The sequence below is a fragment of the Bacillus sp. A01H genome, assembly GCF_045277205.1.
GTDB lineage: Bacteria > Bacillota > Bacilli > Bacillales > Bacillaceae_G > Bacillus_A > Bacillus_A paranthracis.
This window is the reverse complement of the sequence record NZ_CP117702.1, coordinates 1,124,724-1,139,378: the sequence shown is the minus strand read 5'-3', so window position 1 is coordinate 1,139,378 and position 14,655 is coordinate 1,124,724. Positions and strand designations below refer to the sequence as shown.

Sequence of the window (14,655 nt, the reverse complement as noted above, 5' to 3'; positions counted from 1 at the left end):
GGGATTTCTTTCATTTTTCTCGTTCTTCTTTTAAACGTTCACTAAAAATCATACGATGTTTCTCACCTATCTACGTCTAGTATGAGCAAATACATGATGAGTAAAGCGAGTTGTCGTTGCGTTGGCTGTGCAACTTGTGCGTTACAGGTTGTAATGGTGCTATTTCATGTGCTATACAATGTAGGTTTCAGATATTTTTCTTCTATAATAATTTCCCGAACAATAATACAAAGAATTAATACGAATAAAGACTAAATGGGGCATAAAAAATACGCTATCCTTTCTTATCAGTCTCCAGAAAGAATAACGTAAAGTTTCATTTTCAAACCTTTTCTTCAAAAAAAGAAGCTAACAATTCAGTGTTAACTTCTCAACTGAAAGCAAAATAGTATCTTTCCTTACCTTCTAATATCTAGGTTGTGATTGAATATTTGTAAGATGAACATCATACATATCAATGATTTCAAGAAATCTATCAGCTTCACGGAAGACATGGTCTGCCAATAATGGGTGGATGATACTCTTTATTTTACATTGCTCAATTAAATCACGTGCTGTTTTCTTAAAGTCCCGAAGAGATGCAACCGACACACGATTTTGATCTAAAAATTGATCTAGAAGAGGGACAGTTTGGGATTGTGGTTTCATTGATTCTAAGTCAATTGCTTGATACATTAATGTATCAAAATCATTGCTAAAATTTCGCGCTGTATCTACAAGCTTTCTTTCCGATGGATCAAGAAGATGGCCAATAAATTTAGCATGGTCTGCCATAATCCTCAAAAAGAAAACATTTTCTTTAATAATAGCATCAGGAAGAGCATCTAATTTTCCTTCATTTAATTCCATTAAACGTTTTCTAAAATAATCAGCTTCCCTACTCGTATGGTCAACTAACAGTGGAAAGTTATTTTGTCCCGGCAATTTACATGTGAGAATCAACCCTAAAATCTTTCGTTTAAATCCCCAAATATTAGTTGCGGCTTGTTGTACTTCTGCATTAAATCTTTTGATTTGCTCAGGATCTGTTTCATTTGTGTAGGAATGCGCTATTTGTTCAATATGTTCAAACAATCGATAAAATTGATTCGCCTCTTCAATTAGTTGCGTATCCTCGCATCTAAACCCTAAGCGAAGAAAAAGAGAATGCTCCTTCATGATTCTAGACCAAAAACGAATTTCATTTAATGAACGCTCAACAAACATTACAGATGTAACACCTGTATCCGGATGTAATGGAGTTTCATCCCTATGCATTGTTAATCCCCCCCAGTAAAATACCCCGCTAGTTCCATTCTTATGAGGAAACATATATATAAATGCCCTCAATAAAAGTTCATAATGAATTTCGTATACATGCTTCCCAACAAAGAAAAAGGCTACCACCTAGATGTAAACTTCTACTAGATAATAGCCTTTCAACATTTCTATTAAAGCAATACAGAATCTTTATCACTATCCTGATTACGTTTCTCGCGCTCTTCTGCTAAACGCTTCATATACACTTCGCCTTCTTTTTCAATAAACTCATTATCCATCTCTTGCTCTTTTTTTGAAGTATATAAAACCATGTAGCCACTTAATACGATCCCAACGATTACAAGATACACCCACCATGGTAAAGTTTCCACTCTACTTCATTCCTTTCCTTAGACAAGCCTTATTAGTTTCACTGTATGAGGAAAGAAGTACATTTATGCTTAAAATTTTATCATTGTGGATTCTTCGCGAAGAACGCTTGTACATATTCCATAAACTCGATTGGTTCCTGGCGAAACGGTGCATGGTATCCCTTTTCAATAATATGAAACGTACTATTTGCAAATAGTCCATGATACAGTTCACCATTTTTCCAAGAAACACTCTTATCGTGTCGTCCCCATATAATTAAAGTCGGCACCTTAATTTTATCGGCTTCCATCGCAATGCGGCGCTCTCTCATTTTCGTCAGCTGATCATAGTGCTCTTTATCGTCACGACTATTTTTCACTTCATTTTTATTGTAATCCGTAATCTCAGTTACAGTTTGTAAGTCTGTCGATAACGGCGGCACTTCATAACTTTCTTTTTGCTGGAAAGATTCAATTCCTGTAGAGTCTGCTAAAATGAGATGCGTCACTGCGTCCGGATATAAATACGCTAAATTCAGTGACATCTCTCCGCCCATTGAATGACCGAGCACCGCAAACTGATCGTATCCGAGCTTTTTCATTAACTTATAATATAAATTCACTTGTGCAGGAAACGAATACTCAAAATCAATTGGCTTAGAAGAACGCCCAAACCCTAAAATATCCACTGCAATAATCGTGTGGTCCCGCGCAAGTTCCGGATAAATATCACTAAATCCATCTGAAGAACCACCAAACCCGTGCAGCATAAGTAAAGGTGGTTTCCCCTCACCAATTTTCTTAAAATAAATCGTCTGCCCATCAATTTGCGCCATACTCTCTTTCGTATGCAGCTTCATCATAACAGTATCTTTCACTTCTCCAACCTTCGCAATCGGCTTATCAACGAAGTTACATACGATAAGCAAAACGAGCACAATACCGCTAATCAAATAAAACTTAAACCGTTTCAACATTCCCGTCTCCTTTCTCTTGTTGCTATTTAAAGTTTTTACATTATTTGGTTGTTTTATAATTATTTTTAATTGTAACTGTATCGGTTACAATTATACCAAAAAAATATTTCTCACTTTTATTACTGATGGTTATTTTGTAACTATTATAGTTACATATTTAAAGTAAGTCAATTCTTTTTACGACCAAAAAGAAAAGAGACCTCGTTGTGAGGTCCCTTCACTTTATTATTTAATTTAAAAATGGTCAGCATGTGAGTCTTGTTTGCTAATACCGCCACCGTCACCTTTATTGAAGTTGGCTGGTGCTCCTCCATCGCCTCTATTATCTGCTGGTGCTCCGCCTGTTTCACCAATGTTAACGTAGTCTGGTCTTGCTGGCGCTCCACCCGTGTCTCCTCTATTAAAACTAGCATAGTCTGGTTTTACTGGTGCCCCACCAGTATCTCCTTTATTAAAACTAACATAGTCTGGTCTTGCTGGTGCTGGAACATCACCGTGCTCCGCTTGTTGTACAAAAGAACTATTTAAACCGACAGATACAATACCAACTAACACTATACCAGTTACAGCCATACCAATTTTTTTAAACATTATTTTAATGCTCCTCTCTCTATCTTCTTCTCTTTTGCCTGTAATGCTTTGTAAAAATAGTCACTTGCTTTCATGTAATTAGCATCCTCACGAAACTTTATTGCAAGTTTTTCAACATATTCCTGAGTGTAACTATATAAAGATTCTTTATCAAAATAAGTAATTCCTTTAAGAATAATTTGCTCTAATTCTTTAATAGGAACATTACCATTTACTGCTTTTAAAATACTAAAATGATGTATATACTCTTCATTTTCTAACTCCATACAAATATTTAATCCTCTATCAATTAATTCTTCAGCAATGTTTGTTTCTCCCAGTTTAAAATGTTCCCTAGCTTGTAGGAAAATCGCTTTGAAATGTGCTGGGAATTTCTCTGTTACTTCTGAAAGATGTCGAATAGCTAGTGCAGAAAGGTTTTGACTTGCGTATAGCCAGCCTAAATTATGACGTACCCTTAAAAGCAATATAGCGTTATCCTGTTTTTGTAGAATATCTATCGCTGAATTTAAACACTCTTCTGCTTGTTCATATTGCTTTATTTGTATGGCAGTTAGTCCTAAAAGATTCTGAGATAAAGCAATATTCATATCTTGTCCTGCTTGTTTTGAAAAAATTTCTTTAGCTTTATTTACATATTTTATTGTATTCATTGGTTGCCTTGTATTGTAGAAAAATGCAGAAAGACGATAACAGAATTCCCCATATTCTAATTCATCAGGGATATATTTTATTAGTGTTTTGGCCTTCTCATAACATCTACTTGCATCATTGTAATTTGATATTAGAGTTGCATGCATTGCCTTAAAAAAATAATAGTAATATGACAAACGATTTTCAGACGTTTTATAAATTTCATCAATTTTATCAAAACTATTTTTAGTAATTTGTAAACCATCCGCCAGCACTTTATATCTAAAATCTAATAAAGAGTAATATAGCCACAAATCCCCATCCTCTTTTACATTAGAAAATTCACTCTCAATCTCTTCCTTCATCTCCGTTGCTTTCTCTATGTTTTGCTGCAACATTACACGATACCAATCATCTAAAGAATGTTTCATTTGCTCCCTTGTTACTACATCTGCTCCCATACACTCGCATCCCCTTTTCTCCAAAATTACAAAATTAGGATATTTATAGAATTATCAAAATTGTATAGTATCACCTCTTTTCTATGTATCGAAAAATAATTATCAGAAAATTAAATATTTTAATTAATTATACCAAAGTTTTCCTTTTCGATAACTTGAGAAAGAGTTGTCAGAAAACTTAATAGAACAAATAAAAAAGCAAGCAGTTCCAGCTATCAGCTAAAACTACTTGCTCTCCTACTTATTATCTCTACTTTTACTCTTTAATAAATTCCTTCGTGCTTCTTACTGTATCAATTGGACGAACTAATTTTTCGATTTCTTCACGTTTTGGCTCTAGGAATGGAGGTAAAGATAATTTTTCGCCAAGTGTTTCGTATGGCTCATCCCCCATAAATCCTGGGCCGTCTGTTGCAAATTCAAATAAGATTTGTGGTGCAACTCTTGCGTATAATGACTCGAAGAAGTGACGGTCTACATAACCAGATGAAGGAAGCCCTACGCTACTGATTCTCTCAATCCATTCTTCTAATACAGCGCGATCTTCTACGCGGAATGCAGCATGGTGCACTGTACCAAAACCTTGTCGTGCTTCTGGAAGAACTGTATTATGTTCTACAATGACAGAAGCACCGTTTCCGCCTTCGTTTACTTCAAATAAATAGAATTCTCCTTCTTGCGCAACCTCTTTAAATAATAGAACTTTTTCTAACACTTCTTTGAAGAAACTAAAGTTCGCAATGCGGATAAATACAGGTCCTAAGCCAGTAATTGCATATTCTAATGGAACTGGACCTTTTTGCCATGGTGTACCTGATTCGATTCCTTTATCAAGTTCATCTGAGATTAATTGATAATGTTGGTCATCAAAATCAACGAAAGAAAGAGTTTTCTTACCGAATTGTTCTTTAATTCCTGTATGTTCCACTTTCAGACGGTCAAAACGTTTTACCCAATATTCTAATGCTGCATCAGTTGGCACGCGGAATGAAGTTTTTGAAATTTCATTCGTACCGTGTACTCCTTTTGGAATACCTGGGAAGTCAAAGAATGTCATATCTGTTCCTGCACTACCTTTATCATCTGCAAAGAATAAATGATATGTTTGAATGTCATCTTGGTTTACTGTTTTTTTAACTAAACGCATTCCTAAAACGTGAGTGAAAAACTCATAGTTTTTTTCTGCACTACTTGTAATTGCTGTAACGTGGTGAATTCCTTTTAATTGGTTCATTTTATATTCCTCCAATAGTTTTAAAATTTATGTTTTCTCTTCTATTACTTCTCTTCAATAGGTGCTAAATTCGCTTCAATCTCTGCACGCTGATCTTCTAGGAACGGTGGTAAATCAAGCTTTTCTCCTAAATGTTCCACATCTCCATCAACTGTAAATCCTGGTCCATCTGTCGCAATTTCAAATAGGATTCCGTTTGATTCGCGGAAATATAAGCTTTTAAAATAGAAACGGTCGATGATTCCTGAAGACTGGAAGCCTCTTTGTATCACCTGTTCTTCCCAATAAGCAAGCTCTGCATCATTTTTCACACGAATTGCTAAATGGTGAATGCTACCGCGGCCCGGTTTTTCAGTAGGACCATCTAAATATTTCACAACGATTTCTCCAAAAGCCTCGCCTTTAATGGACTGAAAAATCGCTTCCTCTTCGCTGCGGCTAACCTCTGTATAACCAAACATCTCTGTAAGTGTACTCGCCATTTTATCAAGTCTACGAACTGTCATTTCCACAGAACCCATTCCTTGAATTTGATGCTCTGCAGGAACTTCTGATTTCTCCCAAGTTTCCCAGTGCTCTACTTTTTCTCCGTTTGAAACGAGTAATACTAAGCGAAGACCTTCAGCATCCTCAAATTGCAAAGCAGGACGATTTGCATATGTTGTTATTTCACTATGTTTCACATCAAATGTCTCAAATCGTTCTTTCCAGTAATGCAAGCTATCCTCTGAAGGAACGAGTAACCCAATTCGAGTAATGGCATTCGTACCGCGATATGTTTTTCCTACTAAAGGAATTTCAAAAAACGTTAATTCCGTACCTGGACTTCCTGTTTTATCTCCATAAAATAAGTGATACATTGATGGATCATCTTGGTTCACTGTCATTTTCACGCGACGTAAACCAAGTACATTTTTATAAAAATGATTATTTTTATTTGCATTTTTCGTAACCATCGAAATGTGATGATGCCCTTTAATCTCATACATTGTTTATTCCTCCGTTTCGTTTTACTAGTCAAGTGATAACTAAAAAAATAACATTTCCCACAACTAATATGGTTTTTAACGTTTCAATTTATTCTTCATTATGTTTTTGTAAATTCATCTTAGTTTTTACTGCATAACTTACTTTGTTTTTTATCGAAAGCAACTGAGTGTATGTTTTTCATATGACTCAATCGCTTTCGTTACTATCACTTTACACCTCAAGTGATTAAAAAGCAAGAGAAAAATCTCGAATTTGAGATATTTTTTTGTTAAATAACATTTTAGGATAAAGAATCGTTAATTGCTATATTTTTTTAAAGCGGTTATTTACATATTTACGATAATAAAATCACTTCATTTCAATTTCAAAAACACAATAGCCTATAATCAGTGCCGGATGTCCCACACTGATTATAGTTTCGTTTTATATATTCCAAAAATCACTATTTATATCACTATTATATTTATAATCAACCTTTTCTTTACCACACTTTTCGCACTTATAAAAATTAGCTGTGCCCATCTGACCTGTTTTAAAGTTTTCACTATCCAGAGTTTTAATAAATTTATATTTGTGTATACATTTAGGTTCTTTTACTTTATTCAGCCATTTGTCTAACATAAAGTGATCACTCCCCCTTTAAAGAATCTTCCTAATACACCTATACATTTAGAGTAACCTACAAAAGATTTCCAATCAATGGGCACTCGCTCTTACCTTCTTTGCATCACATCGTATGCAATTTTTTGTTAAAGATTTTTACTTTATTGTAAACAGATTCTCAACCATTAGCTTTACACCGGCTAATTCAACATTAATTTCCTATAGTTTCTTCTCTTATCGGGCAATAAAAAATGGTGTGAAAACTTAATTTCACACCATTTTTTATAACCATATTGGCATTCCATATTTAAAAAAGCGATTTTAATTATGAAACGTCGGCTTATAGAACGAACGATTTTAATCTAGTTCCAGATAATAAACGATAAAAAGATTAAAACGTTTAAACAGCAAGCTTTACGTTTCGTTCACATTTTTTCTTTATTGATAAAAACCGTTAGAAAAAGAAAAATTTGTGGGCGAAATGTGGGCAAAAATAATAAATACGACAAAAGAGCACAGCGTGTATATACAGTGCTACCAACACTGTATATACCGTCCACCTGATTAGGCCAGGTAAACACTTGCTATACTCTCATGACATATTGTACATCATGTAGGGTTTCTTAAGCAACGTTTGCCAAATTGGTGACGTTGCTTTTTTGTTCATCAAAGGAGCCGTTATAATGAAAAACCGTATTGATGTTATAGCACGTGAAGAGTCATTTCGTAACTTATCACCATTTATAGAATTAGAAGAACTAAACAAAACTGTACGTGCATACAGAGACACTATCCGTATGTCTATTAAGCGTACAGATGTAAAATCTAAACTCATTACATTACTTGAAATTTTAAAGCGCTATAGCTGCAAATATGTAGGTGTTAGTTTCCTGTGCAAAAACAGAATAGCTGAAAAAATGGAAGTTTCATATAAAACTGTACAACGTTTAATGAAGAAACTTGTGGATCTAGAGATGATTAAACAGGTGGCAATGAAACGTAAAAAAGATATGCTTCAAACTTCTAACGCTATTATTATTCAACCTATTGTGGAAGAAGTGGCCAACAAGACACAAGGTGAACGTCCTACAAAGTGTCCTGCCATTAAAACAAAACCTGTTTTCTTAAAACAAAATATAAAAAATATAAACAAACGTAATAGTAATGAGAATAGCAATATTTCAGAAGAAAACATTAAAGACGCTAATTTCGTAGCACATTGGGTGCCAGAACGTTTTATTTCTTTAGTCAACTCTTTTTACAGTGAATCTAAAACAATTCAAGAACTGTGGAAGGTCGTAAGACAGTGTAATAAAGTTACAAACTTCTCTACAGGTGATAAAGCATTTACTAAAGACCAGGAACTTACTATTGGCTTAAAAGCTATTAAAGAGTTTGTTATGAAAATTAAATCTGGAGTAAAAATGAAGAAGGGTAAATTCGCTTATTTCAATGGAATTGTAAATAACTTAATGGATAAGTTTTATTTTGATCATACTTTCATGACAATTTAACATTAAATCTAACTCCGTATAACCAGATATTGTAACCTTCTAATGCGAACAAGCATACATTGCACTATCTACAAAAAAGGAAGTGATTACAATTAAAAGACTTATTGCCATAACACTATCACTGGGGTTATCAATTTTTTCATTTGGCTCTTCTCTACATGTTCAAGCTGCTACTAAGTCATCTGTCAAAGATTCCATCATGCATTCACTTGAGCGAAATACTAATTTTAAACAAAACGAAGTTCTTGTAAAGTTCAAAGATTTTAATAACCTCGAAAACTTAAAACAACTACAAAATCATTTTTCATTTGAGGTGCAAAATACTTTTCCGCTAACTCAAATACAATTAATCAAATTTCATACAGACATTAACATGAAAGAACTTATACAAACACTAAATAAATCACCTAATATTGAATATGCTGAACCTAATTATATCGTATCTCCTGCAGCCAGTTCTAATGATGGTTATTATAACTCTTTGTGGGGATTAAAAAATATTGGTCAAAATATCCAAGGTAGTGTGGGGTCACCTAATATCGACATTAATGTAGAAGAGGCTTGGACTAAAACAGAAGGATCCTCAAATATAACTATCGGTATTATCGACACAGGGATTGATATTAATCACCCTGATTTAAAAAATAACATTTGGAAAAATCCAGATGAGATACCTGGTGATGGCATTGATAATGACAATAATGGTTATATTGATGATATCTACGGCTGGGATTTTGTAAATAACAATAATAGTGTATATGACGGAACAGGAGATTCCCATGGTACACATGTCGCTGGGACAATCGCAGCTGTAAAAAATAATACCATTGGTGTTGCGGGTGTCGCACCACAAGTCAAAGTAATGTCACTGAAATTTTTAGGTACCAATGGTGGGACTATTTCAAATGCTATTAAAGCCATTGAATATGCTAAAAATAAGGGTGTTAAAATCACCAATAACTCCTGGGGAGGTGGCGGATTTAGTCAAACCCTCTACGATGCCATTCAACAATCCAACTCACTCTTCATTGCAGCTTCAGGAAATAATGGAACCAACGCAGATCAAACACCTATGTACCCTGCCGCATACAGCCTTTCCAACATTCTCTCTGTCGCTTCCATTACCAACAAAGGCTCTTTATCTTCTTTTTCAAATTACGGAAAAACTTCCGTAGATGTGACAGCACCAGGCACTGATATCTTAAGCACACTTCCAAATAACTCCTATGGATTTTATTCTGGAACTTCCATGGCAACTCCTCATGTGTCTGGTGTAGCAGCATTGATTCAATCTGCCTACCCTTCCTATAGCCCTACCGAAATTAAAAACAAAATAATGAATAATACCTCGCCTCTTTCAACATTAACGAATAAAGTCTTAACAGGCGGTTTAATTAATGCTGGAAAAGCTCTTCAAACATACCAACCTATCTCTTATGAATCCGAGCCTAATAATGCTATTGCCAGTGCAAACTCTCTACCTTTCAATAGGCCTCTTAATGGTTCTTTAAATCAAAATGATGCACAGGACATATTTAAAATAGATGTTCCTTCAAAAATGGATCTTTCAATTTCTGTACAAAACAAAAACAACATTGGATTAAGTTGGATTCTTGTTCATGCTTCTTCTCCCTCCGTATATGTCTCCTATCCATCTACTAGTAATAACAATATCCTTGCAAGTACCTACACCGCTGAAAAAGGAACGTATTATCTCATTATTTATAATTATGATTCTCGACCTGGACAATATGAAACTCTAATCAAATAAACTTTTCTAAATTATGACAAAAACATCAAAAAATATAGATGGAACTGACTTCTGGATGTAATCAGAGAAACGCTTACAATTTCCTCCTTAAATTGGTATATTTACTTAATTTACAGGGCGATTGTATAAAGGTTGTTGAATCTATATGTTAGAGACTTCCATTTATTGAACAAAATGATTAATCCTATATTAAAGACATTATCTAAAATATCTTAAAAAATACCATGTTGGAAATGTATACCCTACCAGAAGAGGTTTTTACAAAAAATTATTTTTACCTTTAAAAAAATACAAAATGCCCATTTTGCATTTTAATACGCATGGTACAATTGCTTAGAAGATGTTGTTTATCCTATATGTGTACGCAATATGTATTAGATGACAACAAAACTTCCTACCAGCTCTAGCTAAGGAACACACACTCGAAAGGGTGTTGTTCCAAATTGGACCTTTAGCTCAGTTGGTTAGAGTAGGCGGCTCATAACCGTCCGGTCGTAGGTTCAAGTCCTACAAGGTCCATCTAATAAAAAGCACCTATCACATTCAAATCTGTACTAGGTGCTTTTTCTATCCCTACTTGCCAAAAAGCCTCCAGAATTGAGGCACAAAAAAACATCCCAGTTCACCCACCTTAGATTGCTTTCTGGCATATTACACCGTTTCACTACATAGACTCATATTACATGAGGAAACATCAACATTTCTTCATCCCGAAGAGCATCCTCCACTCAATCCGAGATGCTCTTTTCTGTATATTCCTCTATACCTCCATGCTATTCAGACATTCATCTTTTTTAATGCTTATTTTCCTCACTAATTTTTGTTATTTTTCCTACCGCTTCGCTATTTGAACGGAAATACTATATACTTCTTTTCTGAAAATCGATATACTCCAATGTATAAGCATCTATATCGGAGGGACTAGGTTGTTATATAAATTATGCTTGATCACATTACTATTCATACTAGGATTCACTTTGATTGTCGTTAGCTACTTTATACGCTCTTCCTTACTATTCGGGCTAGGTCTAGGAATTATCTTTAGTGTGCTCATCATGTGGTTGCCTGATATCCTTCTGTGGATGATTAAAGGAGGGTTCCCTCAAGAAGACATTCTTTTAGAAAAAAGCAAGGTGTTTACTATCCTTGCTTTTTCTTTTCCTACTGTCCCACGTACACAAACGCTTCATTTGAATGTTTTTCCTTTATGGTTATTTAAACCGAAATATAAGCATAAATTTACGCTAATTTTTATTTTTAATAAATTATCACACCAAAGATTTGGTCACATATACTAAAAGTGATTCAGCATCGCTTCACATAGATGGTTCTATCACACAACAGTGTACTCCTGTCAAGAATCCGCTGTTTTTTTATTTTTCATGTTCATATTACTTCCACGTGTTACATATAATACCATGGCAAATCAATTTAGATATATATTTCTTTGTAATGTAAAAAAGAGCATTCCTCACACTCGCCAGGGGAATGTTCTTTTTAGTTTACTTCACATACACATAAGCTTCACTTGTTACTTCTTATTTTGCATATAATCCAACATGATAACAAATAAGAATTATAAGGAATATTGAACTTGTAATGAGTGTTTTTTTTAAGAATTTTTCTCTGTTAAATATTGCGAATATCGCAGTACAACATAATGTTACACCCATAATTCCTAATAAAATATGTGAATTAAATTTGAGGTCAACTCCTGATACATATAATTGAAAAGAACATATTGCTATAAGCAAACAAATTAATGCCATTATACCAAATATTTTATTCATATACTCACCCCTGAAAAATTAATTACTATAAAAATAGCTGAGCTTTAAGAATCACTGATATAGGTTGATTGATATCCCAACATGCATTCAAATATACAGTCTATCACATTCTTGCAAATAAAATATACCATAAAAAGTCTTTTACTAAAGGACTTTTTATGAGGTTTTCTTCTAAAATTTCTATGATAAAATCTCAATTGTCAGTTACCTATATATGGCAACACAAAAAATAACAATTAAATAAGAGGGGAATTTTAAATGAATACAACAAACAGAAAAATAGCTAGTTCAGCTATGGCTTTAGGCTTATTAACAACTTCACTTCCAACATTATCATTGGCAGAAGAAAAGAATTCTATATCTTCTAACAAGCCTACCCAACTCATTCAAACTCAGCAACCTAACTTAAAAGTTTTAAAGGATGACACGAATGAAAAAATAGTAGAAGCAAGTGATAATCGTATAGTTTCTACTTCTACATATGATAAAAAAAATAAAACATTAAATATCGTAACTAAAAATTTAGCTGATAATACTATATCTACTAAAACTGTTAATTTACAACATGCTAATTCCCTTTTAAATATTAGAAAAAAACGTGAAAGTTGGGACATTGAAGTTTTAGATCACGCTTCTTCTTTAGATGGTAAGTTTGAATATACTTATTACAATAAAAACGTATGGTTACTTCGAGTTCCTGGAGAAAATGCTAAAAATCCTGTTGAAAATAGTGATAATAAAGCTGATTTAAATGGTTTTAGAAATTCAGTAAATAATTTGATGACTCATGAAATTGCTTTTCTTTCTAAAGTTTCAGGAGATGTAGCTATAGCTTGTATAGCTTTATTATCGACTCCAACTCCTTGGACAGTAGTTTCTGGAGCAGCAGCTACTATAGGACTTGCAGCATGGGCAGTTCCAGATTTATATAAAGTATTTCAAGAAGCTGATAATTGTAGATACCACTTTAATAGAATATAAAGCAGCTTATTTGTTTAATTACAAGGAAAAAAAGTAAACATAGTTCGAAAAGAAGGTCCTCCCTATCCATGAGTAGACCTTCTTTCCATTTATTTAGCATATACATGGGCTTCACATTTGCTGTTACATAATATGTTTTACCTTTCCAATTTCACATATCCACCTGAAACCCACTGATCGGTACCAACGTTATACCATCCATCTTGATATCCCCACGATTGATACTGTTCTCCTTGGTACACATTTTTTACAATGCCATAATTAGTTCCTGGACCTTTACGAACACGTAATACATCTGCTGTAACAGTAACTATTCCTACACCATTATTGACTGATTGCGAACTTATTGATGTGCTCTCTCCAGTATAACGAATGTAAGATGAATCATTATAAATCCACTGATCCCCACCAAGATTTAACCATCCATTTAATTGTCCCCATACTTCGTAGGACTCACCTTTACCTAATTGACGAATAATCCCGTATCCAGTGCCTGGGCCTTTACGAAGGTTAATGCCATTGCCCTCAATATACGCAATACCTGTCCCGTTAGTTGATGACGTTGAAATAAGCGTAGGATTTTCTTTGCCTTCTCCATTGTATGCATTTTGGACTCTTTCAATAAAGTTATTCCAACGTCCTTCTGCCAACATACGATGAGGACAGTACTTCCCACTCCACGATTGATGTGTACGGACTTTATTAATTGGAACATTGTACTGTTTCATTAGTTGAGCTACAACGATAGCTGCATTGTGTTCCGCTTTATAATATCTATCTCCACCGCTTAAAGAGTAGCAAATTTCAACCCCAATAGATTTACGATTACCATTCCCGTTACCGTCGCCAGTATGCCAGGCGTTACGCTCTAAAGGAATTCCTTGTACAGCCTCCTTATCATCTACCGCGATATGAAACGATACTTGATTATCATTGCGAATCATATAAGAGACTTCATTTTCTGCTGTAGCGTCGTTGTACGTATTGTGGACTGTAATGAATTCTGGATTCATTGTATACGGACACTTTGTACCATATTTACTTGAGTCAACTAATTTTTTTCTAATTTCCATTATTGGACATCTCCCTTTTTCTCTTCTTGTTTTTGTTTTCCCCCCAAAACTTCAACTGCATTTGTTAATGCTGAAGGTAAGGGGATTCCCATACGACCAGCGTTTTCTAAAAGTGAAAGTAACTCATTACCCATGAAGAAGAAAATAGTCGCTTCACGAATTGCACTGTTACTTCCCAGTGCTGAATCTAGTTGAGCGGCCGCTCCGACCAAAAGAAAAAGCACCACCTTTTTGGCGATGCCTTTGAAACCAACTTTACTTTTTAATTCTCCGTTATATCCTGCTGCAATCATGCCAGTTAAATAATCAATAACTGCCATCGTCAATAAGATTTTCAATGTTGCATCCCATCCTCCCAAAAAATACCCACAGAAGCCACCAAAAGTGGCAATAAAAGTTTTTAATAATACATCAATACGACCCATCT

13 protein-coding genes and 1 tRNA gene are annotated in these 14,655 nt (G+C 34.4%); 4 read left to right on the top strand and 10 right to left on the bottom strand.

Going from position 1 to position 14,655, the window contains the following annotated elements; translation table 11 throughout:
- Window positions 1-405 precede the first annotated feature (405 nt).
- From PSR14_RS06035 to PSR14_RS06000, 8 genes are all read right to left on the bottom strand, one after another.
- Window positions 406-1,257 carry a DUF2935 domain-containing protein gene (locus tag PSR14_RS06035; protein WP_061185156.1) on the bottom strand — a complete coding sequence of 284 codons (852 nt, stop codon included), beginning with the start codon at window positions 1,255-1,257 and terminating at the stop codon, window positions 406-408.
- Between the two features lie 173 nt (window positions 1,258-1,430).
- The gene (locus tag PSR14_RS06030; protein ID WP_000449227.1) at window positions 1,431-1,631 is read right to left on the bottom strand and encodes a sporulation YhaL family protein; all 201 of its coding nucleotides are present in this window, start codon (window positions 1,629-1,631) and stop codon (window positions 1,431-1,433) included.
- 80 nt (window positions 1,632-1,711) lie between these two features.
- The gene (locus tag PSR14_RS06025) at window positions 1,712-2,584 is read right to left on the bottom strand and encodes an alpha/beta fold hydrolase (RefSeq protein ID WP_113732940.1); all 873 of its coding nucleotides are present in this window, start codon (window positions 2,582-2,584) and stop codon (window positions 1,712-1,714) included.
- 237 nt (window positions 2,585-2,821) lie between these two features.
- The gene (locus tag PSR14_RS06020; RefSeq protein ID WP_000473356.1) at window positions 2,822-3,178 is read right to left on the bottom strand and encodes a Phr family secreted Rap phosphatase inhibitor; all 357 of its coding nucleotides are present in this window, start codon (window positions 3,176-3,178) and stop codon (window positions 2,822-2,824) included.
- Window positions 3,178-4,272, bottom strand: a complete 1,095-nt coding sequence (locus tag PSR14_RS06015) for a tetratricopeptide repeat protein (RefSeq protein WP_071741428.1) — start codon at window positions 4,270-4,272, stop codon at window positions 3,178-3,180. Before PSR14_RS06015 ends, PSR14_RS06020 begins: the two co-directional genes overlap by 1 nt.
- 256 nt (window positions 4,273-4,528) lie before the next feature.
- Window positions 4,529-5,506 carry a ring-cleaving dioxygenase gene (locus tag PSR14_RS06010; protein ID WP_061131470.1) on the bottom strand — a complete coding sequence of 326 codons (978 nt, stop codon included), beginning with the start codon at window positions 5,504-5,506 and terminating at the stop codon, window positions 4,529-4,531.
- 44 nt (window positions 5,507-5,550) lie between these two features.
- Complete coding sequence (locus PSR14_RS06005) at window positions 5,551-6,495, bottom strand: ring-cleaving dioxygenase (protein ID WP_000272995.1); 945 nt, start codon at window positions 6,493-6,495, stop codon at window positions 5,551-5,553.
- A 424-nt stretch (window positions 6,496-6,919) separates the two neighbouring features.
- The gene (locus PSR14_RS06000) at window positions 6,920-7,117 is read right to left on the bottom strand and encodes a hypothetical protein (RefSeq protein WP_000884893.1); all 198 of its coding nucleotides are present in this window, start codon (window positions 7,115-7,117) and stop codon (window positions 6,920-6,922) included.
- 665 nt (window positions 7,118-7,782) lie between these two features.
- Here PSR14_RS06000 and PSR14_RS05995 point away from each other — a divergent pair.
- The 4 genes from PSR14_RS05995 (at window position 7,783) to PSR14_RS05980 (ending at window position 13,155) form a co-directional block, all read left to right on the top strand.
- Window positions 7,783-8,613, top strand: a complete 831-nt coding sequence (locus tag PSR14_RS05995; protein ID WP_218952556.1) for a helix-turn-helix domain-containing protein — start codon at window positions 7,783-7,785, stop codon at window positions 8,611-8,613.
- An 82-nt stretch (window positions 8,614-8,695) separates the two neighbouring features.
- Window positions 8,696-10,384, top strand: a complete 1,689-nt coding sequence (locus PSR14_RS05990; RefSeq protein ID WP_113733084.1) for a S8 family peptidase — start codon at window positions 8,696-8,698, stop codon at window positions 10,382-10,384.
- A 445-nt stretch (window positions 10,385-10,829) separates the two neighbouring features.
- Window positions 10,830-10,903: transfer RNA gene (locus tag PSR14_RS05985), tRNA-Ile, on the top strand.
- Between the two features lie 1,529 nt (window positions 10,904-12,432).
- Window positions 12,433-13,155, top strand: a complete 723-nt coding sequence (locus PSR14_RS05980) for a geobacillin-26 family protein (RefSeq protein WP_069355145.1) — start codon at window positions 12,433-12,435, stop codon at window positions 13,153-13,155.
- 137 nt (window positions 13,156-13,292) lie between these two features.
- Here the strand turns inward: PSR14_RS05980 and PSR14_RS05975 are convergent, their stop codons facing one another.
- Both PSR14_RS05975 and PSR14_RS05970 read right to left on the bottom strand, forming a co-directional pair.
- Window positions 13,293-14,228 (bottom strand): N-acetylmuramoyl-L-alanine amidase, encoded by a 936-nt coding sequence (locus tag PSR14_RS05975; RefSeq protein ID WP_169509374.1) that lies wholly within the window; start codon window positions 14,226-14,228, stop codon window positions 13,293-13,295.
- Complete coding sequence (locus PSR14_RS05970; RefSeq protein WP_069355143.1) at window positions 14,228-14,653, bottom strand: holin family protein; 426 nt, start codon at window positions 14,651-14,653, stop codon at window positions 14,228-14,230. Before PSR14_RS05970 ends, PSR14_RS05975 begins: the two co-directional genes overlap by 1 nt.
- Between the last annotated feature and the right edge of the window lie 2 nt (window positions 14,654-14,655).

Coding starts and splice junctions, on each gene's coding strand:
- PSR14_RS06035 (WP_061185156.1), bottom strand. CDS start 1,257: ATGCATAGGGATGAAACTCCATTACATCCGGATACAGGTGTTACATCT.
- PSR14_RS06020 (WP_000473356.1), bottom strand. CDS start 3,178: ATGTTTAAAAAAATTGGTATGGCTGTAACTGGTATAGTGTTAGTTGGT.
- PSR14_RS06015 (WP_071741428.1), bottom strand. CDS start 4,272: ATGGGAGCAGATGTAGTAACAAGGGAGCAAATGAAACATTCTTTAGAT.
- PSR14_RS06010 (WP_061131470.1), bottom strand. CDS start 5,506: ATGAACCAATTAAAAGGAATTCACCACGTTACAGCAATTACAAGTAGT.
- PSR14_RS06005 (WP_000272995.1), bottom strand. CDS start 6,495: ATGTATGAGATTAAAGGGCATCATCACATTTCGATGGTTACGAAAAAT.
- PSR14_RS06000 (WP_000884893.1), bottom strand. CDS start 7,117: ATGTTAGACAAATGGCTGAATAAAGTAAAAGAACCTAAATGTATACAC.
- PSR14_RS05995 (WP_218952556.1), top strand. CDS start 7,783: ATGAAAAACCGTATTGATGTTATAGCACGTGAAGAGTCATTTCGTAAC.
- PSR14_RS05980 (WP_069355145.1), top strand. CDS start 12,433: ATGAATACAACAAACAGAAAAATAGCTAGTTCAGCTATGGCTTTAGGC.
- PSR14_RS05975 (WP_169509374.1), bottom strand. CDS start 14,228: ATGGAAATTAGAAAAAAATTAGTTGACTCAAGTAAATATGGTACAAAG.
- PSR14_RS05970 (WP_069355143.1), bottom strand. CDS start 14,653: ATGGGTCGTATTGATGTATTATTAAAAACTTTTATTGCCACTTTTGGT.